Genomic DNA, 22,959 nt, shown 5'->3' on the forward strand with positions numbered 1-22,959 from the left:
GTTCAATAGTTCAATAGTTCAATAGTTCAATAGTTCAATAGTTCAATAGTTCAATAGTTCAATAGTTCAATAGTTCAATTAAAAATCTATTTTGAATCCATTTGAAATTTCAAATTTCCTTTGAACATTTGGAACCTTTTGAACATTGTTTGAACTTCATCTAGAATCCTTCTTTCTTCAGCTCTTCAGCGTAAGCTTTCGTAATTAGCGGAATGTAAATTTCTACAGATACTCCGCCGCCCGTTTTCTCTCTGATTAAATAGGAAGAACTACTTTTGTGGAGTTTATTCAACAAATACAGGCGGTCATTGATAATTTCCGAAGCTCTTGAGGAATCGATGGCCTTTAATCCCTTTCCATTGTCATCAATAATGATTGCAAGTTCGTTTAATCCTTTCAATTTAAAGCGAATAGTCAATTCTCCTATACGGCTCAAATTGGAGAAACCATCCAAAACTGTGCTTTCAACAAAAGGTTGTAAAATCATAGTTGGCAAACAAATATTACTCGGATCTAGTTGCTCATCGATATCAAAGGAAAAATTAAAGGCATTTTTCGATCGCTCTCTTTGAAGAGTTAAGTAGAAAGTCAGAAACTCAATTTCACGATCCAGAGTCATGAAGTCATCATGCGTGCTATCCAACACTTGCTTCAACAATTTTGAGAACGCTTGAATTTGCTTTTTATAATCGCTTGTTTGATTCAATCCTTCATTTTGAAGCTGATTCAAAGCGTTGTAGATAAAATCAGGATTTATTCGTGCTCGATTTAAACGGTGTTGAATCTCCAATCGTTTTTGCTTTTGCTTGATTGTTTTCTGTCTAAATACCATCAGCACATAAGCTGTCAAAAGCGCAAAAATGATACTACCTACTAAAATCAAGCGCCATTTCAAGTTGCCAATTTGCTGTTGTTGTTGCAACAAGCGTTTGTCTTGTTCGTATTCCGCATCCGATTTTTCCTTTCGTACTCGGTGATATTTATCTTCCAACTGACTAAAAGCACGCGCATTTTGAATCTTTAATACACTGTCCTTCATTTTAGATAAATCCTCGTAAACAACTAATGCTCGCTCATATTCACCACTCAATTTTGCACAATTGTAAAGCAATTCTAATGCATTGGTAACATCATAAGGATCGCCCGTTTTTTGAGCATAAACTAAATTTGAATCTGCAAATTGATATGCTTTATCGTATCGTTTCAGTTCCAAATAAATATCAGACATATCTCCATAGATTGCACCACGTTCTTTCCAATGAAATTTTGAATCAGTTTGTAATAGAGCACTGTCTAAATAATTCAATGCCAGCCGAAAATTACGCGTGTAATAAGCATGATCCTCCAATAAATTATAGATTTCCAAATAGCTTTCCGAATAATTTACTTTTCGCGCTAAGGCATTTGCAAAAGTCACCATATTCAAAGCAGAATCTAGATAGTCTTTGTTTTTTTCTAGTTGAAATAATTTGTAGTAGCGGGATGAAAGTTGAGAGAGTAAATCAATTTTGGACTCATTATCAGATAAGGTAATGACTAAAGGATGAGCCAAATGCGTGTAATACTTGATCTTATCTTTGTCTTTCAATCTTCCATAATTTCCAGCTAAACCAATGTAAGCTCGAGAAAGCATGGCATTATTCCCCGCTTTCTGAAGCGTTCTTAATGTCTTTCTATAGGAGTCAATCGAAGTTTCATAATCCCCTTTAAGCATGAGCAACTCGCCCATCCGAAGATAATTTTCAATATAACTTGCCGTTTTACAATGAATACTGTCTAGAATAAATTTCTCCCTTTCCAAACTCTTCTGAGCATCGTCAAATTGCCCGTTTTTGATTTGTACTTGAGCTTTTAACTGAAATGAAAAGGCCTGACATCTTGCATTTTTATCCCTGTCTAAGCTTTTAGCTAACTTCCATAAGTTAATAGGGCTATGCATTACTGTACTATCAAAGTCGCGTTTTGTGATATATTCTTGCATCGGTTCACACGAACAAGTAGATTGCGCATGAAGCAAACCAGCAATACCAACAAATAAGAAACAAATAATAAACCGCATCCTGAAAGTTCTCGTTCAAAGTTAGCAAAAAACGACTTATACTCGATTTTCGGCAAAAAAGAAAAGGAGGTTTAAAAAACCCCCATCTCCTGCTTTGTTACACCTGTTACGAAAACGTCAAATGTTAACTGTTAAACCGAATGTAAGTGGATAAACTGCAACTGTTTTGTCTGTATCAAAAAGTGGCAATAAGTTGTAATTTGCGAACACTCCAATATTTCTATATCCTAATTTTACTGCAGCGTCTACTTTAAAGGCATTCAAGCCATAAACACCTTTTGTTTTAGATCGTATTTTTGTTTTATCGTCTTCAATCACTTGTTTAGTACTTGACCCTAATCTGACCGCACCAATTACACCAGCTGCGAAATAGAATCCTTTGTTTGATTTTTCATTTGTACAAAACTCAAGCAGTAATGGAACTGTTAAATAAATCGCTCTCAATTTGTTCTTTTTGTAATCATTCACACTATCCTTTACAGTCCACAAAGAATCAGAATTTGCGTACAACAAGTTATTTTTTAATCCGATTTGGGTCCAGTTTAATCCCAAACCTGTTGTAATTCCTACATAATTCTTGTGAATTTTGAATTTGTATTCTGCAAAATTCAAATTCCAACTGAATGATTTCCCAGGATCGTTCTCCCATTGTTTGTCATCTGGGAAACTAGTACCCATTCCGCTATTCATTAACATCGTTGGTCCAAATTCAATTCCTGCCCAATGAGCCTCCACGTGTTTTAATTGCCATTTCGTTGGAGCTGCATCAATGGTGTCTGATTCTCCATCACCGCGCACTATTAAAATTTTTCCTTTATTGATTTTGATACTGGTGGTATCAGGATCTTCTTGACTGAATGAGTAACCAAATAAGAAGAAAATAAATGTGATAAATAATCCTGTTTTCATCTGTTCTATTTTTTATGTTGTGTTTTGTGAAGTACTTCGTGCTTTTCGAACATATGACCTTCTCATTCTTCATTTTGTTACACGAAAATCAAAAAATAAATCAAAAAAATTACAAAACACTGATTATGTGATGTTTATATAGAATAAAAAAATCACTAGAGATACCTGAAAGCTCTCATACATTCGTTAATTTTGCAAATCAATTTTCAAGTACATGTACAGATCACATACAAACGGCGAATTACGCGCCTCACATATCGGGCAGGAAGTAACATTAGCAGGTTGGGTTCAGGCCAACAGAAAAATTAGTGCTAATCTGCTGTTTGTTGATTTAAGAGATCGATACGGTATCACTCAGTTGAATTTTACAGATGACTCAACAAGTGATGTTGAAAATTCCCTGATCTCACGCGCATCCAAATTGGGACGTGAATTTGTGATTCAGGTAAAAGGAACTGTTATTGAAAGAAGCAGTAAAAATGACAATATCCCAACGGGTGAAATTGAAATCAAAGTTTCCGAGCTTCTTGTTTTGAACGCCGCAAAAACACCTCCGTTTACCATTGAAGATGATACGGATGGCGGTGAAGAATTGCGCGCTCAGTATCGATATTTGGATTTAAGAAGAAATCCAGTGCAACAAAAATTGCGTTTGCGTAATCATGTAGCATTGGAAACACGTAAATTTTTAGATTCAAAAGGATTCTTAGATGTAGAAACCCCTTATCTGATCAAATCTACTCCAGAAGGTGCACGTGATTTCGTGGTTCCAAGTAGAATGAATCAAGGAGAATTTTATGCATTGCCACAATCTCCTCAAACATTCAAGCAATTATTGATGGTTTCTGGTTTTGACCGTTACTATCAAATCGTGAAATGTTTCCGTGATGAAGATTTACGTGCGGATCGCCAGCCAGAGTTTACTCAAATTGACTGTGAAATGGCGTTTGTGGAGCAAGAAGACATTTTGAACATGTTTGAAGGTTTGATTAAACACTTATTTCAAACAGTTCGCGGAATCACTTTTGAAGGAGATTTCCCAAGAATGACTTACGCTGAAGCGATGGAAAAATACGGTTCTGACAAACCAGACATTCGCTTTGGAATGGAGTTCACAGATTTGAAAACACTTTCAGCAGGAAAAGGCTTCTCCATTTTTGATAATGCAGAAGCTGTAATAGGAATCGCTGTTCCAGGAGCAAGTGAATATACCCGCAAGCAATTGGATGAAATCACTGATTGGGTGAAAAGACCTCAAATTGGAGCTTTAGGATTAATCTACGTAAAATGCAATGCTGATGGAACTTTCAAAAGTTCAGTAGATAAATTTTACGACGAAGCAGCATTAAAAACCTGGGCAGAAGCAAGTGGTGCAAAAGCTGGTGACTTAATTTTTGTATTGAGTGGTGAATTAGATAAAACACGCAAACAGATGAATGAATTGCGTTTGCGCATGGGGACAGAACTTGGTTTGCGCAAACCAGATGATTTCAAACCTTTATGGGTTCTTGATTTCCCCTTATTGGAATGGGATGAAAACAGTGGAAGATACCATGCAATGCATCATCCATTTACATCGCCAAAACCAGAAGATTTCAGTTTGATTGATACAGAGCCAGGAAAGGTAAGAGCAAATGCTTACGATTTAGCCATGAATGGTGTTGAATTGGGTGGTGGTTCTATTCGAATTCACGACCGTGCGTTACAATCTCGTATGTTTGAATTGTTAGGATTTACTCCTGAGCAAGCGCAAGAACAATTTGGATTCTTACTGAATGCATTTGAATACGGTGCTCCTCCACATGGTGGATTGGCATTTGGTTTAGACCGTTTGGTAGCAACCATGGGTGGATCAGACTCCATTCGTGATTACATTGCATTCCCTAAAAACAATAGCGGAAGAGATGTGATGATTGACGCACCTTCTGTGATCGATGAAGCGCAATTGAAAGAATTGGGAATAAAATTATAAATATGAAATATGTAGGCACGTGATGCGTCGCGTGCCTACATATTTACATCAATCATTTCGATTTTCGAACCATTTTCAGGCGGTACGCAGCTGTATTTGAAAAACGATTTTCATCCAGTGATAACTGAACAATTTCTTTGGAGCGGAATTCATATTCCATTCTACGCACAGAATCACTGATTCCTCCCTGCGAAAGAATCAGAATTTCTTTTGAGTTTGTTTTGATTTTCTTCCATTGCCCGCTGCAAACAATTGTTGCGTCTCCATCTTCTGTGGCATTTTTATACGTTTCTGTTAGACGGAAAATACCCGCTGTATCTCCTTTAACGACCAAACGTTGTTCAATTTCATCACAATCTTCACAAGGAATTGTTCCTTCGTAAATATGAAAAGTCTTATAATCGGCATCTTGAATAAACTTCTCTTCTTCTGGATTATTCTTAGTCCTTGATCGGGAAAACTTCTCATCTGCACGGTGTTCAATACATCCATTCAATGTAAACAAAACACTTCCTAAAATCCCTAGAAACTTAATTTGGTTGTTCATCCCACTCAATAATTAATTTACCAACGGTTTTTCCTTCTTCCAATAATTGATGAGCTAAAGCCAATTCTCCTTCCTTGTAGACACCACCTACAACTGGATGAATTTTCCCGTCTTTTACCAATTGTACCACTTCATTTAAACACTTAGTAATCACACTTGGTTTAAAGTCTGCTACTTTGAGCATATTGATTCCAATAATGGATTTAGAACGCATCATTAATCCAATTGGTACAACAAAACCCATCTTTCTAACAAAATTAAGCGTTGAAAGGATTCCCCACTTACCATTTGATAATTCAGAACCGCCAAATAACACCATCCTTCCTCCTGTACCTAACAAAGACCAATCTTTTTTAAAGGTTGTCCCTGCAACAGGATTAAAACTAACATCCAATCGTTCGGTTTTTAATCGCGCAGAAATTTGCGTTGCGTAATCACTTTCTTTGTAATTAATTACCTCATCTGCTCCCAAGCGAAGAACCAGCTGCTCTTTCTCCTTCGAACTCACTTTCGCAATGACATGAGCTCCTTTATGTTTGCACAATTGAATCAACGCGGTTCCAACGCCACCTGCTGCTGCATGAATTAAAACACGCTCATCAGATTGTACATTGGCAGAATAATTAACCATGTAGTAAGCGGTCACAAATTGTGTTGCAAGCGACAACGCAATACCCGTATCCATCGAATCAATAACAGAAACAGCATATTCTTCCGTAATTACATCTTTGGCATATCCTCCAAATCTGCAAAATCCAACCACTCGTTTTCCCAATAAATCTGGATCTACGTCATTTCCGATTTCTGAAACAATTCCTACCACTTCATATCCAATGACACAAGGCATCGGCGGAGCTTCTCGGTACAAACCTAAGCGAGCCATAACATCTGCATAGTTGAGTCCAAAAGCTTCTACTTTAATCAAAACTTGTTTGCCCTTTAGTTCTGGCAAAGTGACATTATTTAATGCAAAAGCGTTGTTGGCTGAACCTTTTTTTACTAACTGAAATGCTTGGGATTGTTTCATCTGCAAATTTAACTTAAAAAGTTCGGGGGATTATCTCCGTTTACCTCGTTCATAAGTAAAAATTTGTACTTTTAATCAAACATAAAACTGAAAAAATGGCAATTAAGTTCCACTATCTTGTACCAATCGATTTCACTCCGGTTACTGAAAATGCATTAGTTTTCGCATTAGATGCTGCGAAATATAACAAAGGTGAGATTATCTTACTACATATCATTTCTCATGCAAAGGAACGAATCGTTGCAGAAAGAAACATGAACGATTTAGCGAAGAAATATGAAAATTCGGAAGTTACTATTTCAACGCGTGTAGTTATTGGTAAGGTTTTACGCGATATTGGAATTATTGCAGATTCATTGGGAGTGCAACTCATTATCATGGGAACGCATAACACCTCTATTTGGCAAAAAATCTTCGGGAGTCCAGCTTTATCCGTTGTTTCAAATAGTAATGTTCCAATTGTTTTAACACAGCAAGACACTTCGTTCCATAAAATCAAAACGATTGTAATGACCGTAGACTTGTCTCGTGAAAGTGTTCAAGTAGTAAAATACGCATCACGAGTTGCTAAAACATTCAACTCAAAAATGTACTTGGTCGGTCAAAAATATTCGGATGAAGGATTAATGCAAAAAATTGAAGTAAACTTAAAAGTGGCCAATGGTTACTTGAAAGACCATGGATTAGAAGCAAATATTCATTTGTTGGAAAATACCAATTTTGAGAAAAACTTAATCGGTTATTGCAAAGAAATCAAGGCAGATTTATTGGCAGCAACTTGTTATCAGGATGGGTTCTCATTGTTTTCCACGAATCTGGTTCAAAGTTTATCCGAAAACGAATTGTCTATTCCAGTAATGACTTTGGATGGAGAAGACACTTCTACGGGATCCCAGTTTGGGTTTATTACACAATAAGATATTAAGACATCAGGATATTAAGATTTTAGGACTTAATATCTTATAAATTATAGGAGCGGATAGGTTTGCAAAAGCTTATCCGTTTCCTTTTATCAGCAATACGATTTCTCCTTTTGGTGGAGTAGTTTGAAAGTGCTTTAAGACATCTTCGGCTTTCCCTCTCACATATTGCTCGTAAAACTTACTGATTTCTCGTGCAACACACACTTCCCTTTCTGCACCTAAGAAATTGACACACTCTTCCAAAGCTTTGATGATTCGATGTGGAGATTCGTAAAGAACAATGGTTCGTTCTTCTTCTTTGTAAGAAAGCCATTTGGTTTGTCGGCCTTTTTTATGTGGCAAAAATCCTTCGTAGACAAATCGATCACATGGAAATCCACTTCCTACCAAAGCGGGAACAAATGCAGTTGGACCAGGTAAACAAGTTACGTCCAAACCAGCTTCCACACATGCTCTAACTAATAGAAATCCAGGATCAGAAATTGCGGGAGTTCCAGCATCTGAAACCAAAACCGTACATTCATTTTCTTTCACGGTTTGCACAGAACGTTCTAATTGTTTGTGCTCATTATGCGCGTGAAAAGGAATAATTTGCTTGCCAGTAATTTCAAGGTGATTGAGTAATTTCTTCGTCACCCGAGTATCTTCCGAATAAATGAGTTCTGCTTCTTTAAGCAAACGAATTGCTCGTAAAGTAATATCTTCTAGATTCCCAACTGGAGTTGGAACTACATATAAAACACCCATTCTATTTCTTTTGATTTTAGCGCGTTAATACCACGTAATCTTGCAATACTGTTTTCAAAAACTCCATTTTCTTTGGTGGTGTTTCTGGCAATCCCATTAAATGTGCAGTTTCATGAGCCAACTCAATGGCAAAATCCTTATTCACCTGATTTGGAAACCGTTGTACTCTTAAAATAGTATTCTTAATTAACAACATATCTTCGTCCGTAAAACGAATAGCATTGGGATAAGTGGGCACATGATTGTCGGAGTTTTTAATAGACAAAACATCTTTCAAACCATACATTTGGGTGTCTTTTACTTTGATAACAACCGTATCAGCCATGATATCACCAATCCGCTGTCTTTTCTCAGTAGTACCTGAAACCAATAGTGCCAAGAATCCAAATCCACCCACCCAAATATCTACTACTCTAAAGATCCAACGAGTGAAATATTCTCTAAAACCTGCTGTTTCTCCACTGCTTTTCACCACTCGAATTCCCATGATTAGTTTTCCAAGAGAGCGGCCATTGGTCAAATACTCAATAATAGGCGAATACAAAAACCAAGGCAAACGCACCAAGAAAATAGTCATTACTGACAACCGATTTTGCATACTATTAGAATCTAAATCAAACAGATTCATATTAATAAAATAGCCCGCAATCATGAAATAAATACACAGAAAAATAACATCTAAAAAGGACGCAACTGCCCGATAAACTGGACTTGCCAATTCATATTCGATGGTAACAAATTGCGACGTTGTAAATGATACTGTTTTCATATCCGATTGATGATGTAGAATCGAAAAATACAAATAAAGAACAAATCTACCTTACTTTAATATCAATTGAATGGGTAAATGATCGGAATATCCTCCATAATAATTGGGTCCACCATAAGTTGTTGACGGTTTTTTACTACCATCTTTTTGGGTGAATAACAATTTTTCTTCATAGACGATAATTCCATCATTCGGAAACAATGCAACCCCATTACTTCCACTATAAATGGCTCTAGAAACAATAAAATGGTCCAAAACGCCCCATTCATTTTTATAATTGTGAGTTCCTTTACCCGCTTTATGGTCATCTGCAAACAAATCCAACAAATCAGCCGAAGAGTCAGAAACATCTTTTGCTTTTAACACATCTTGAATCGAGATATTATTCGGATGATCATTAAAATCTCCCATTAGAATGATGTTTGCCTTAGGGTCAGCTTTCAAAATTTCATCCACTTTTGCACGAGCTACTTTCGCTGCTTGAATTCTACGAATTTCAGACCCTTCTCCTCCTCTGCGAGATGGCCAGTGGTTGACAAATAAATAAATAATTTTTCCGCCTTGCAATTCGCCTTTCACAACTAAAATATCGCGGGTTTTAAAATCGGAAATAGAATCAATAGAAACCGTCAACGTTTCCATCTTGATCAATTTGAATCGTTCTTTGTCATACAACAAGCCACAATCAATTCCACGCGCATCTGGGGAATCTTTGTGCGCAATTTCATACTTGGTTTTTGCCAAACGACCCGTATTTTTCAAATCTTTAATGACTCCAGCATTTTCGATTTCAACCAATCCGATAATCACTGGATTCTCCGTCAAATTCATCGTAATTGCTTCCACCAAATGATCTAACTTCAGCTGATATCTTTGAGAATTCCATTTTAGTTTCCCGTCTGGTAAAAACTCTTCATCAATAACACCTTTGTCATCAATAGTGTCAAACAAATTCTCCACATTATACGAAACGATTGCTCGTTGATGAAACGACTGAAGCGCTCCTTTTTTCGGGTTCTTTTGGGCAAATCCGTTAACTGAACAAACAGAAATCAGGAGGAAGAACAAAGTATATTTTTTCATACGAAAAGTCTCGTTTTTTAATATTCTAAATTAAATTGATTCAGCTCTAACAAACATGAAGCCAGTAAATCAATACTTGCCTGAATATCGTCTTTGTGCGCCATTTCAATCACTTGATGTAAATGTCGGGTTGGGATAGAAACCGCACCAGCGATTGATCCCCCTGGCGACATTCGCTGAATTCCAGCCGTATCTGTTCCACCAGCAGTTAAAATTTCAGGTTGCCATTTGATTTTATTTCTATCAGCAACTTCTTTCATATAACGCACCATTCTCGGATCACAAATCGTAGAAGCATCCATAATCTTAATGGCAGTTCCTTCACCCAATTTGGTGATTTGTTCATGAGCAGCAGCTCCCGGTAAATCAAAAGCAATCGTTGTATCCAATCCAAATCCGAAGAATGGCTTGATATTCAAACTAGCCACGTTTGCACCACGGATTCCAACTTCTTCTTGTACGGTGAAAACCATGTACACGTCATTGGGAAGTTCTTTTCCTTTCAACAATTTCAACACCTCAATAGCGATGAAAACTGCCAATCGATTATCCAATGATTTCGAATTGAAACAATCTCCCATCTCGATAAATTCCCTCTCTCGAGTAATCACATCTCCAATAGAAACCAATTCTTTCACTTTTTCAGCAGGTAAGCCCGTATCTACAAAATAATCTGAGAGTTTTGCGACTTTATTTCGCTCATCTTGTGTCATGACGTGAATGGGTTTTGAAGCCATTACTCCGATTACATCTTCTTTTCCATGAATAATTACGCGCTGAGCAGTCAATGTTTTCGGATCAAATCCACCCAAAGTAGTGAAACGGATAAACCCTTTGTCATCAATATAAGTGACCATGAAACCAATTTCATCCATGTGGGCTCCAACCATGACACTTTTGTTCGATTTTCCTTTACGAATTGCATACACATTTCCCATGTTATCCACCTCTACCTCATCACACAGTGATTCAATTTCCCGTAAAACCAATTTTCGAACTCTATCCTCATGTCCAGGAGCACCAGGCGTTTTACATATTTCTGCTAAGAGCTTTTTATTCATGTTCATTAATTTGGTCTCAAAAGTAATAGAAATCTATGTGGATGAGAGAAATAAACACTTTAAAGAATAACTAAAATTGCGTTAACAAAAAGAGATAGTCGTGAAAAATCACACTAAAGGCTTCTAAATGCTATGTACGCTTGGTAGTTGAAATCAGGTAAATAGGCAACGAAACACTCATTTTAAAAAAACACCCCCTCTTCATGTTTAGTTAAAAAGCTCATTATCAGTAGCATTTAGACGGTTTTTAACGTTTATACGAGCTTTATAAGTCTTATAATTTCATCTCTGTAATTAAAAAACGTGTAAATTTGCTGATTAAACCTTGATTCATAAGAATCTTAAAATTTACAAACTATGAGAAAAATTTTACTTAGTTTATCTTTACTAACACTTACCCTTCAAGCATCTGCCCAAACACAGATTGGAAATAGCAATTTTGAAGCATGGCAAAATGTTGGTTCAAGTACAGAAGAACCAACTAACTGGAACAGTTTTAAAACAGCTTCTGGAGATGGTGCTCTCATTTTGTTTTATGGTAGTACGACTTTAGGAAGATCTCCTCAAAAAAGACCAGGATCAACAGGTACATATTCGGCAAGAATTTGGTCTAAAAACCCAATTGCAAGCATTATTGCAAATGGTAATATGACTTGTGGAAGAATAAATATGGGAAGTTCAACTGTGACCGATCTATCTAATCATAATCACACAGTTACATCCGATGCGAATTTTAGTGAAAACTTTACCGACACACCAGATTCATTGGTTGTTTGGTTAAAATTCAAGCCGACTAATACAACTCAAAATGACTCAGCAAGAGTTAGTGCGGTTATCCATACCAATGTAGCTTTTAAAGACCCTAATGATGTTGGGAACGCTAATACAATTGCTACTGCAATTAAAAACATCAACTATACAAATGGTGGATGGAGACGAGTTTCAATTCCATTTAATTACGTTGGCAACGTAGCTAATTCAGCGTTTATCATTGTGACTTTTACTACAAATAAAACTCCAGGAGGAGGATCTGACAAAGATTCATTATTAATGGACGATATGGAATTAGTTTACGTTCCAAAAGCATCCTTTACTTCTACAACAACATCTATTTGTCCAGGGGGAAATGTTACTTTTACAAGTACTTCAACAAACTACCCGACAGGATATTCATGGAATTTTGGTGATGGATCACCTGCTTCAACAACACAAAACCCAGTACATCAATATACAAATCCAGGAACTTATACTGCCGTACTGACTGTAACTAATCAATGGGGTTCAACAAATTCAACACCAGTAACAATAACTGTTAATAATCCACAAGATGCAACTTTCAGTTATGCTCAGCCCACTTATTGTTCAAACGCGGCTAACCCAACACCAACAGTTGTTGATGCAGGAACTTTTTCTTCAACTGCAGGATTATCTATCAATGCTACAACAGGTATTATCAACTTAGCAGCAAGTACTGCTGGAACATACACTGTAACAAATACTACTTCAGGTGCTTGTCCAGATACCAAAACAACTTCTATTACGATCAATGCCGCCGCAAATTCAGCATTCAACTATCCTTCAAATACTATTTGTATTACTGATGGAAATCAAACCCCAACAACGGCTGAAGCTGGAACTTTCTCTTCTACTGCAGGATTGGTTTTTGTAAGTGCTACCACTGGAGTTATTGATGTTGCAAACAGCACACCTGGAACGTATACAATTACATACTCTGTTCCTGGCTCTGGTTCTTGTCCTTCTAGTTCAACTGTGAATGTTACTTTAACCGCTAATCCAGATGCTACATTCACATATGCTCAAGGTGCTTATTGTATCAACGGAACCAATCCAAATCCAGTATTTGGTGCTGGTGCAAGTGGTGGTGTTTTCTCGTCAAATTTGGCTGGAATGTCTATTAACTCAAATTCTGGAGCAATTGATTTATCGGCAAGTGTAGCTGGATCATATATTGTAACAAATACGATTGCTGCTGTTGGATCATGTCTTGCATCTACAGAGGACTTTACAGTAATTATCAATGCATTGCCGAATGTAACTTTAGGAACATTCCAACAAATCTGTGAATACAATCCTTCTTTTACTTTAACAGGAGGTGCTCCAGCAGGAGGAACTTATTCTGGAACAGGTGTAAGCGCAGGTTCATTTAACCCTGCAACAGCTGGATTAGGTACTAAAACAATTACATACTTGTACACAGATGCAACAACTACCTGCTCAAACACTGCTACAAACACGATCGTGGTTGATGCATGTTTAGCAGTTGAGGATAACCAAATTGCTACAATTTCTGTTTATCCAAACCCAACTGATGGGAAACTAACTTTATCCAATGTTACTGGAAATACTTCTTTCAAAGTTGTTTCTGTTTCAGGACAGGTTGTTCTTGACGGAGTTGTTTCAAATACAGCGAATACTATTGATCTTTCTTCTTTCGAAAATGGAATCTACGTTCTTCAATTGACTCAAGAACAAGCTCTTCAAACAATTCGCATCGTTAAGAACTAATAATTTCATACCTTTGTCGTGCAACCACCATTTTTAACGAAATGGTGGTTGCACTTTTTTAAAGCTACATTTATGAAGTACTTGCTTTCCATCCTATTACTTACAACATCTACGTTTATTTTTTCTCAAACTGGACGAATTACTGGCAAGGTTCGCGACCTTCAAGGCGAAGCTGTTGTAGGAGCTACAGTCTTTGTTAAGACTACTCAACTTTATGGAGCAAGTTCAGATGAAAATGGGAAATTCGTATTAGAGCTTCCTGTGGGGGTTTACAATTTGATTTGTAGAATGGATGGGATGAATACAGACACCATTCAAATCAATGTCACTGAAAATGGAATAATTGAATTGGACATTCCTATGGAAGAAATTTCTACCATATTGGATGTTGTGGAAGTAAAAGTAGGAAAGTTTGACAAACCATTAGAGGACCAAACAGTTTCTATGGAAATCTTAAAGCCCCGTTTAATTGAAAGCAAAAACACGCGTAGCATAGAAACTGCATTGGATCAAACTCCTGGACTAAACATTTTGGATGGAGAACCTCAAATTCGTGGAGGGAGTGGATTTACCTTTGGGGTAGGCTCTAAAGTTGCGGTTTTAGTAGACGACATGCCCATGCTCTCTGGTGATGCTGGAAGACCAGAGTGGGGATTTATTCCAGTAGAAAATATCAGTCAGGTTGAAGTGATTAAAGGTGCTGCTTCTGTTTTAAGCGGAAGCTCTGCTTTATCTGGCTCCATTAATATTCGCACAGCATATCCAACCGCAAAACCCTTAACCAAAGTGATTTTGTATTCCGGATTATATAGTACCCCTTCAATGCAAGGATCCAAATGGTATGATGACACTCCACTAATCGCAGGTGCAACATTTTTGCATTCTCGTAAACACAAACAATGGGATATTGTTCTAGGAGGAAACTTTAACTACGATCATGGTTATATGGGACCACCAGTGGTAAGAGATTCAATGGTATTTGCAGATACAATAACCAATTTCACCAACCGTCAAATGGTTAGTAAACGAGCACGCATAAATTTTAATCTATCTAGAAGAGCACCGAAAATAAAAGGATTAGTTTATGGTATAAATGGGAATTTCATGGTTTCTGAATCTAATATGGTATTTGCTTGGTTAGACGACACTAGTGGTATTTTCTCTGCGTATCCTGGAGCTGTCTTCCTTCAAAAACAACTCATATTTAATATTGATCCATATATTTTATATTCTACAAAAAATGGTTCTAAGCATAGCCTTCGAACAAGAATGTTTAGAACAGCAAATGATATCACGGCTGACCAAGATAATCAAGCAACAGTACTTTACGCAGACTATCAATACAAAACAATTATTAAACAAATTTCAAAGGTTGAGTTTATTGGAGGAATAACTGCACAAAACACTTATTCCTATGCACAAATATATAGGGCATCAGGAAACGACGCTACAAATAAATTAGTTAATATATCAGCTTATGCTCAAGCAGAGAAAAAATTCTGGAATCGATTAACATTGTCAGTCGGTGGGCGCTTGGAATATTTCCAATTAAATGATTCTATTACTGCATTAAAGCCGATTTTTAGAGCAGGATCCAACTTTAAAATTCATAAGGCCACTTTTTTAAGAGCATCTTATGGCCAAGGTTATCGTTTTCCAACTATTACTGAAAGATATATTAAAACAGGAGTTGGTAATTTCGGAGTTTTTCCAAATCCAGAAATAAAAGCAGAAACAAGTTGGAATGCTGAATTTGGGATCAAACAAGGATTTAAAATTGGTCCAGTAATGAGTTTTGTAGATGTTGCAGGTTTTTGGCAAGAATACGAAAACACGATTGAATACATGTTTGGAATTTGGCAACCAATCGGAGGAGGAAATCCGCTTTCATCATCTGCCGGATTTATGTTTTTAAATACTGGTAAATCAAGAGTAAAAGGTATTGATGCATCTTTAGCAGGGACAATTGCAGTAGGAAAAAAAGGAGACCTTACCTTCCTTGCAGGATATACGTATATTGTTCCTACAACTCTAACTCCCGACTATTTGTATGCTACAGATTCATTAAATCGTAAATTCACTTATAATACAACATCTTTAGATACAACTTCGAGAATTTTAAAATACCGTTTTTTACATAATGTAAAAGTGGATATGGAATATACATTTGCGAAAAAACTTTCTATAGGATTTAGTGCAAAGTACTATTCCAAAATAGTGAACATGGATGCGATTATTAAAGATTTCGAAAAATTGACTCAAGATATTGATGAACTTCAAGATCTTAGATACATGGATTATTACAATTCCAACCGTCATGGTAACTGGATCTTTGATGCACGTATTTCCTATCTGTTGAAAGACAAACATCGTTTTGCAATCATTGGAAGCAATATTTTGAACAAAACATATTCTTTGAGACCGTTGAAAATTGAACAGCCAAGAACGGTCATGCTTCAATATACCTTGAAATTAGGAGGAGATTAATGTTTGTTGAAAGCAATTAGGCAGTATTTTTGTAAAAAAACAAGATGCGTGTTTTAATTGTTGCCCTCATTTTTATTGTTGGAATTACGGTTGCTTATTTTTTGAATCAGCCCAGTGAGAAACCCTTGAAAATCTACAATCCTGTAGATGTGGAATCAGAAATGGTTGAAAAGGATTTGGCTCGCAAAGGGTATGGACATACCATTCAGGAATTTTCATTTACAGATCAAACAGGTAAGTCTTACGGATCAAAAGATTTGAAAGGAAAAATCTATGTTGCCGAATATTTCTTTACGACTTGTGGAACAATCTGTCCAAGAATGAATCAAGAAATGATGCGGGTTCAAAAAGCATATCAAAGAAACGAACAATTCAAAATTCTTAGTTTTACAGTTGATCCAGAAACAGATTCTGTGGCACAAATGAAAATCTATGCAGATGGACACGGAGCAGATCCCAAACAATGGCATTTTCTGACTGGAGACAAAAAAGACTTATATAAACTCGCACGCAGAAGCTTCTTTGTTCTGAAACCAGCTGAAGCAGCTAATCAGGGTGATGTAGGCTCCGATTTCATTCACACCAACTATTTTGTCTTAGTGGATACCAAGAAACAAATTCGCGGATATTACGATGGAACAAGTTCCAAAGAAGTGGATAAACTGATTGGGGATATCGGGAAGCTTTTGGAAGAAAAATAGTCAAATCCTCACAAACATTAATGACGCAAAAACCCATATTTTACCACAAATGCGCAAATGTTTGAGGCGCTTACCAGTCGCCTCCATATCCATAAGCATTAATAAATTTATACTTATTCGTTTCAAAAGCGAGTGCGGTGCGCCTATGCTGAAGCTTCAGCGTAAGCATTAGCCGAGCCAATAATTTGTGCATTTGCGGTAAAAAATACTAGTGGGTGTTAATTGTGATTAATCACCACTTCAAAGGTGGAACTTTAGAATTTCAAGTATTCGTTTCGGAATTCTGCTTATTTTCGGTCACAGATATCGAAAAAGCAATTCCATGCAAACTACAAAAACAAACTACGGAGCACTTTCCACATTGACCACTGTTTTCTTCTTTTGGGGATTCATAGCCGCTGGGAACAATATTTTCATTCCATTTTGTAAGCACTATTTCAATCTAGACCAATTTCAAAGTCAACTCATCGATTTTGCGTTCTACGGAGCTTATTATTTGGGAGCACTTGGTTTATTTGTTTTCAGTACAGTTACCGGAAGAGATTTGGTTTCCACATGGGGCTATAAAAAAAGTATTGTTCAAGGATTACTTTTCTCTGCTTTAGGTGCTGCGATGATGATCATCTCTGTGTACCTGAATGTCTTTGCAGCTATGTTATTTGGTTTATTCATTGTCGCATTGGGCTTTTCACTGCAACAAACTTCGGCTAATCCATTCATGATCTCATTGGGAGACGAAAAAACAGGAAGCAACCGAATTAATTTGGGAGGAGCAATCAACAGTTTAGGGACCAACATAGGGCCAATTATCGTTTCAATCGCACTTTTCAGCACCACCGCTGCAATACGTGATGAAGAAATTCAGGCTCTCGGATTAAGCAAAGTAGTTGTATTGTACGCCTGCGTTGGCTGTTTATTTCTTGGAATTGCAGCATTATTTGCTTTTTCTAAAAAGTTACCTAGTGGAAAATTAGAACAAGCAATTGATGAAACCTCCGAAAAAGCAAAGAAAGGAATGATTACCATGTTAGTCATGACTGGTTTACTAATTGCCTGTTTTTCACCCGTATTTAGTAGCTATCGTTCTGATGAAGCAAAACAATTAACGGAATTAAAAGGTGATTTGGAACAATTGACGATTGGCGAAGACAACAAACCAATCAAAAATTTGACAGCATCTCAAATTGAAACGAAAAAGGAAATTGAGGTAGGAATCAAAAAAATTCAAGAACCCCTTGAGAAATATAGAATGGTTTGGCTCTCAGCAGGACTACTTTGTGTACTTGGCGGTATTTTATTTGCTAACCGATCTGCAAAAAAGAATGAAAGTGGCTGGGGAGCATTGAAATATCCACAGCTAAGTTTGGGAATGTTGGCAATTTTCGTTTATGTCGGTGTTGAGGTTGCTGTTGGAAGTAACCTAAGTGAATTATTAAAACAACCTGCCTTTGGAGGATACGAATCCTCTGAAACCACTCCATTTATTGCCATGTATTGGGGAAGTTTAATGATTGGTCGTTGGTCTGGCTCAATCAATGCCTTCAACTTGTCTCAACAAACCAAATTGATTCTGAAATTTATCGTTCCACTTATCGCTTTAGGAGTAAGTTTAACGGTTTCTATTGTTTCAGGATATGAAGTGAAGGCGCTTTATTGGTACTTTATCTGTGTCTTGATTCAAATCGCAGCTTCCTATTTAACTCAAGACAAACCTGCTCGTTCACTTGCACTTTTCGGAAGTCTCGGATTCATCTGTATTCTTATCGGTTTAAGTACAACTGGAATTGTTTCCATCTATTCCTTCTTAAGTGCTGGGCTTTTCTGTTCTACCATGTGGTCGTGTATTTTCTCTCTTTCTCTAGCAGGATTAGGGAAACATCAAGCTCAAGGTTCTGGATTTTTAGTCATGATGATCTTAGGAGGGGGATTAATTCCTCCCATTCAAGGAAAATTATCCGATATCATCGGAATTCAGCCTTCTTTTATTGTTGGTGCCGTTTGTTTTGCATACATCACTTTCTTTGCAATATTCGTCAATAAGTTGCTCAAAAAACAAGGTATTTCCCTAGACGAATCTTCTTCTTCACACTAAAAAAAGCAACAATTTAAATCCCTTTATTTTGAAAAGACGACCGATTGAGTCGTCTTTTCCTGCTTAAGACCCATAAACATTGAATTCCTAATAATAATCTAAATTGAATCTAAATAAGCTGAAAGGGTTATTCGGGTTGTTCTAGCTATTAAATTTGTATCGTTTGAAACATTTTTTAAAATACTATGAGTAAATCTGGAATATTTACGTCCTCATTAGCAAAGAAGTATTGGATGGCACTTACTGGGCTTTTCCTAATAACCTTTCTCGTTGGACACTTGCTTGGAAACATGCAACTAATTACTAAGACAGGAGAAGAAGGTAGACGTGCATTCAATGAGTACGCTTACTTCATGGGCCACAACATCTTTATCAAGATTTTGGCTTATGTTACTTATGCTTCTATTTTAGCACATGCTATTATTGGATTGTACTTAGCTGTACAAAACAAAAAAGCGCGTCCGCAAAACTATGCTTACAACAAACCAAACACGAACTCAGGAACTGCTTCTCGTAACATGGCTGTTTTGGGAACAATTATCTTGGTGTTTATTTGTACACACATGGCAAATTTTTGGTACAAGCAAAAAGTAGCTGAAACAGTTGCTTTGCATACCGTTGAAAGACCAATCACAATGCCTATTGGCCAAGACCCAATGTCAGGTCAGCCAATGATGGGAACATTTGATGTGACTTACTATTTGACAACGAATGGAACATACGAAGCAGATTACGGGTATTTCAAACCAGAAAAAGCGTATGTTACTATCAAAAATGGTCAACTTACAAATGTCACTAAAACACTTGCTGAAGCGAAACGTTTCAAAGTTGGTGAGCACGATGATTTAATCGAGACTTCCACAAACTTGAAAGCTGCTCAAGGATACAAAGATTTACATACCGTGGTGATGAACTTCTTCGGTCATTCTGAACAAGGTCTTCCAACAAACGAATACGCACTTTGGGCAGTTATTGGTTATGTTATCTCCATGTTGGTATTGATGTTCCACTTGTGGCACGGATTTGCTTCTTCTTTCCAATCATTGGGGCTCAACCATCAAAAATACAATGGGGTGATTACGTTTACTGGTAAAGCTTTCGCAATCGTTGTTCCTTTGCTCTTTGCGATTATTCCAGTACTCATTTATTTAAATAGATAACACATTCAAAAAAGTACTCTATGTCTATTCTAGATTCAAAAATACCAGAAGGTCACATTTCACAAAAATGGACCGACTACAAAGACCACTTGCGCTTAGTTGCTCCAAACAATCGTCCGAAAATTGACGTAATTGTTGTTGGAACAGGTTTGGCAGGAGCAGCAGCAGCAGCCTCTCTTGGAGAAATGGGATACAATGTGAAAGCATTTTGTTTCCAAGATTCTCCACGTCGTGCGCATTCTATTGCAGCTCAAGGTGGTATCAATGCAGCAAAAAACTACCAAAATGACGGAGATTCTATTTTCCGTTTGTTCTACGATACAATCAAAGGTGGTGACTACCGTGCTCGTGAAGCAAACGTTCACCGTTTAGCAGAGGTTTCTGGAAATATCATTGACCAATGTGTTGCTCAAGGTGTTCCATTTGCACGCGAATATGGAGGTTTGTTGGATAACCGTTCATTCGGTGGTACACAAGTTCAACGTACTTTCTACGCAGCAGGACAAACAGGACAACAATTATTGTTGGGAGCGTATTCCGCTATTTCACGTCAAATTGGATTAGGGAATGTACAAATGTACAACCGCCATGAGATGTTGGATTTAGTGAAAGTAGACGGAAAAGCACGTGGAATCATTGCTCGTAACTTAATTACTGGTGAAATTGAACGTCATTCAGCTCACGCTGTAATTCTTTGTACGGGTGGTTACGGAAACGTTTACTTCCTTTCTACCAATGCAATGGGATCTAACGTAACAGCAGCTTGGAAAGCACACAAACGTGGAGCTTACTTCGCTAATCCATGTTACGTACAAATTCACCCAACATGTATTCCTGTTCACGGAACGAACCAATCGAAATTGACCTTGATGTCAGAGTCATTGCGAAATTCTGGTCGTATTTGGGTACCGAAGAAAAAAGAAGATGCAGAAGCAATTCGCGCTGGACAAATGAGACCAACAGAAATTGCGGAAGAAGATAGAGATTATTACTTGGAACGCCGTTACCCAGCATTTGGAAACTTAGTTCCACGTGATGTAGCTTCACGCGCAGCAAAAGAGCGTTGTGACGCAGGATTTGGAATTGAAGCAAACGACACCATGGAAGGTGTTTATTTGGATTTCTCAGCTGAGATTAAAGCAAAAGGAAAACAAGCTGCTCTTACTTCAGGAAACCACAATCCTAGTGAAGAGGAAATTATCAAATTGGGTAAAAAATGGGTAGAAGAGAAATACGGAAACTTGTTCCAGATGTATGAAAAAATTACAGATGAGAACCCGTATGAAACTCCAATGAAAATTTATCCAGCAGTTCACTACACGATGGGTGGTGTTTGGGTTGATTACAACTTACAATCAACAATCCCAGGTTGTTTCGTTGCTGGTGAAGCAAATTTCTCAGATCACGGTGCAAACCGTTTAGGAGCTTCTGCTTTGATGCAAGGATTGGCAGATGGATATTTCGTATTGCCATACACTGTTTCCGATTATTTGGCTGGTGATATCCGTACGGGGAAAATTTCTACTGATTCACCTGAATTCGAAGAAGCAGAAAACCACGTGAAGGATTTGATTTCAAAATTCTTAACGAACAACGGATCAAAAACTGTTGATCATTTCCACAAACGTTTGGGTCACATTATGTGGAACAAAGTAGGTATGGGAAGAAACGTACAAGGATTGACAGAAGCTATTTCAGAAATTGCAGCATTGCGTGAAGAGTTTTACAAAGAAGTTTACGTTCCAGGTGATGCAAATGAATTGAATCCGGAATTGGAGAAAGCACTTCGCGTAGCTGACTTCATGGAATTGGGTCAATTGATGGCAAGAGACGCTCTACAACGTAACGAATCTTGTGGTGGACACTTCCGTGAAGAATATCAAGATGCAGAAGGTGAAACTTTACGTGACGACGAAAACTTCAACTTCGTTGGAGCATGGGAGTACAACGGAATGGACATTAATCAATCCGAGTTACACAAAGAAGTATTGAACTACGAGTACATCAAAATCGCTGCAAGAAATTATAAATAATTGAAGATGGGTTTGATAGGGACGCAAAGCATTGCGTCCCTATCAAATCCCAATCGAAACATAAATATTGAGAGATGGCATCAAAAACAATAAATATAAACCTGAAGATTTGGCGTCAAAAGAACGTGAATTCAAAAGGAAGTATGGAAACATACAAATTGGACAACGTTTCAACGGATAGTTCATTCTTAGAAATGTTGGATCAATTGAACGAGCAATTAGTGAACGATCGTCAAGAACCAATCGCATTTGACCACGATTGCCGTGAAGGAATCTGCGGAATGTGTTCATTGTACATCAACGGAGAAGCTCATGGTCCAGACCGCGCAGTTACAACTTGTCAGTTGCACATGCGTAAATTCAAAGACGGTGAAACTATTTATGTAGAACCTTGGAGAGCAAAAGCATTCCCAGTAATCAAAGATTTGGTTGTTGACCGTTCAGCATTTGATCGTATCCAACAAGCAGGAGGGTTCGTTTCTGTAAACACTTCTGGACGTACCATGGATGCAAATGCTATTCCAATCGGAAAAGCGGAAGCTGACAAAGCATTTGAAGCAGCAACTTGTATTGGTTGTGGAGCTTGTGTTGCAAGCTGTAAGAACGCTTCTGCGATGTTGTTCGTTTCTGCGAAAGTATCCCAATTGGCATTGTTGCCGCAAGGGCAGGTTGAAGCTCAGCAACGTGTTTTAAACATGGTCAAACAAATGGACGAAGAAGGATTCGGAAACTGTACCAACACAGGTGCTTGTGCTGTTGAATGTCCGAAAGAGATTTCTTTGGAGAACATTGCACGCATGAACCGCGAATATTTGGTTGCAATGGTTTCGGCAGAGTAAAATAATCTATACAACTTACAAAAA

General features: G+C 37.4%; 17 protein-coding genes. 9 read left to right on the forward strand and 8 right to left on the reverse strand.

Annotated elements, in window-relative coordinates:
• Positions 1–160: 160 nt before the first annotated feature.
• Entirely contained in the window at positions 161–2,059 is a 1,899-nt protein-coding gene (locus FLUTA_RS07410) for a tetratricopeptide repeat-containing sensor histidine kinase (RefSeq protein WP_013686242.1), read from the reverse strand.
• Between the two features lie 117 nt (positions 2,060–2,176).
• Entirely contained in the window at positions 2,177–2,968 is a 792-nt protein-coding gene (locus FLUTA_RS07415; RefSeq protein ID WP_013686243.1) for an outer membrane beta-barrel protein, read from the reverse strand.
• A 214-nt stretch (positions 2,969–3,182) separates the two neighbouring features.
• On the opposite strand from FLUTA_RS07415, the gene aspS reads away from it, so the two are divergent.
• Positions 3,183–4,940 carry an aspartate--tRNA ligase gene (aspS, locus tag FLUTA_RS07420; RefSeq protein WP_013686244.1) on the forward strand — a complete coding sequence of 586 codons (1,758 nt, stop codon included), beginning with the start codon at positions 3,183–3,185 and terminating at the stop codon, positions 4,938–4,940.
• Positions 4,941–4,992: 52 nt separating this feature from the next.
• On the opposite strand, the gene FLUTA_RS07425 is transcribed toward aspS, so the two are convergent.
• Together FLUTA_RS07425 and FLUTA_RS07430 are read right to left on the reverse strand one after the other, a co-directional pair.
• The gene (locus tag FLUTA_RS07425; RefSeq protein WP_013686245.1) at positions 4,993–5,487 is read right to left on the reverse strand and encodes a copper resistance protein NlpE N-terminal domain-containing protein; all 495 of its coding nucleotides are present in this window, start codon (positions 5,485–5,487) and stop codon (positions 4,993–4,995) included.
• Complete coding sequence (locus FLUTA_RS07430; protein ID WP_013686246.1) at positions 5,471–6,514, reverse strand: quinone oxidoreductase family protein; 1,044 nt, start codon at positions 6,512–6,514, stop codon at positions 5,471–5,473. Before FLUTA_RS07430 ends, FLUTA_RS07425 begins: the two co-directional genes overlap by 17 nt.
• A 95-nt stretch (positions 6,515–6,609) precedes the next feature.
• Between FLUTA_RS07430 and FLUTA_RS07435 the strand changes: the two genes are divergently transcribed.
• Entirely contained in the window at positions 6,610–7,431 is an 822-nt protein-coding gene (locus tag FLUTA_RS07435) for a universal stress protein (RefSeq protein WP_013686247.1), read from the forward strand.
• A gap of 78 nt (positions 7,432–7,509) precedes the next feature.
• On the opposite strand, the gene rsmI is transcribed toward FLUTA_RS07435, so the two are convergent.
• From rsmI to FLUTA_RS07455, 4 genes are read right to left on the reverse strand one after another with little or no spacing between them, the layout of a single operon-like run.
• Positions 7,510–8,184, reverse strand: a complete 675-nt coding sequence (rsmI, locus tag FLUTA_RS07440; protein WP_013686248.1) for a 16S rRNA (cytidine(1402)-2'-O)-methyltransferase — start codon at positions 8,182–8,184, stop codon at positions 7,510–7,512.
• Positions 8,185–8,200: 16 nt separating this feature from the next.
• Entirely contained in the window at positions 8,201–8,953 is a 753-nt protein-coding gene (locus FLUTA_RS07445; protein ID WP_013686249.1) for an RDD family protein, read from the reverse strand.
• Positions 8,954–9,004: 51 nt separating this feature from the next.
• On the reverse strand, positions 9,005–10,036 hold the full coding sequence (locus FLUTA_RS07450; RefSeq protein ID WP_013686250.1) for an endonuclease/exonuclease/phosphatase family protein: 1,032 nt from the start codon (positions 10,034–10,036) through the stop codon (positions 9,005–9,007).
• A gap of 17 nt (positions 10,037–10,053) precedes the next feature.
• Positions 10,054–11,097 (reverse strand): M42 family metallopeptidase, encoded by a 1,044-nt coding sequence (locus FLUTA_RS07455; RefSeq protein WP_013686251.1) that lies wholly within the window; start codon positions 11,095–11,097, stop codon positions 10,054–10,056.
• A gap of 357 nt (positions 11,098–11,454) precedes the next feature.
• On the opposite strand from FLUTA_RS07455, the gene FLUTA_RS07460 reads away from it, so the two are divergent.
• From FLUTA_RS07460 to FLUTA_RS07490, 7 genes are all read left to right on the forward strand, one after another.
• Positions 11,455–13,623 (forward strand): PKD domain-containing protein, encoded by a 2,169-nt coding sequence (locus FLUTA_RS07460; RefSeq protein WP_013686252.1) that lies wholly within the window; start codon positions 11,455–11,457, stop codon positions 13,621–13,623.
• A 72-nt stretch (positions 13,624–13,695) separates the two neighbouring features.
• Positions 13,696–16,110 carry a TonB-dependent receptor gene (locus tag FLUTA_RS07465; RefSeq protein WP_013686253.1) on the forward strand — a complete coding sequence of 805 codons (2,415 nt, stop codon included), beginning with the start codon at positions 13,696–13,698 and terminating at the stop codon, positions 16,108–16,110.
• A gap of 44 nt (positions 16,111–16,154) precedes the next feature.
• Positions 16,155–16,811: an SCO family protein gene (locus tag FLUTA_RS07470; RefSeq protein ID WP_013686254.1), complete on the forward strand. Its 657-nt coding sequence runs from the start codon at positions 16,155–16,157 to the stop codon at positions 16,809–16,811.
• A 322-nt stretch (positions 16,812–17,133) separates the two neighbouring features.
• A complete protein-coding gene (locus tag FLUTA_RS07475) occupies positions 17,134–18,903 on the forward strand; it encodes an MFS transporter (protein WP_013686255.1) in 1,770 nt (589 codons plus the stop codon).
• A 185-nt stretch (positions 18,904–19,088) separates the two neighbouring features.
• Positions 19,089–20,063: a succinate dehydrogenase cytochrome b subunit gene (locus FLUTA_RS07480; RefSeq protein WP_013686256.1), complete on the forward strand. Its 975-nt coding sequence runs from the start codon at positions 19,089–19,091 to the stop codon at positions 20,061–20,063.
• A 20-nt stretch (positions 20,064–20,083) separates the two neighbouring features.
• A complete protein-coding gene (locus FLUTA_RS07485) occupies positions 20,084–22,096 on the forward strand; it encodes a fumarate reductase/succinate dehydrogenase flavoprotein subunit (RefSeq protein WP_013686257.1) in 2,013 nt (670 codons plus the stop codon).
• Between the two features lie 74 nt (positions 22,097–22,170).
• On the forward strand, positions 22,171–22,935 hold the full coding sequence (locus FLUTA_RS07490) for a succinate dehydrogenase/fumarate reductase iron-sulfur subunit (protein WP_013686258.1): 765 nt from the start codon (positions 22,171–22,173) through the stop codon (positions 22,933–22,935).
• The last annotated feature ends 24 nt before the right edge of the window (positions 22,936–22,959 follow it).

The organism is Fluviicola taffensis DSM 16823 (genome assembly GCF_000194605.1).
GTDB classification, from domain to species: domain Bacteria; phylum Bacteroidota; class Bacteroidia; order Flavobacteriales_D; family Crocinitomicaceae; genus Fluviicola; species Fluviicola taffensis.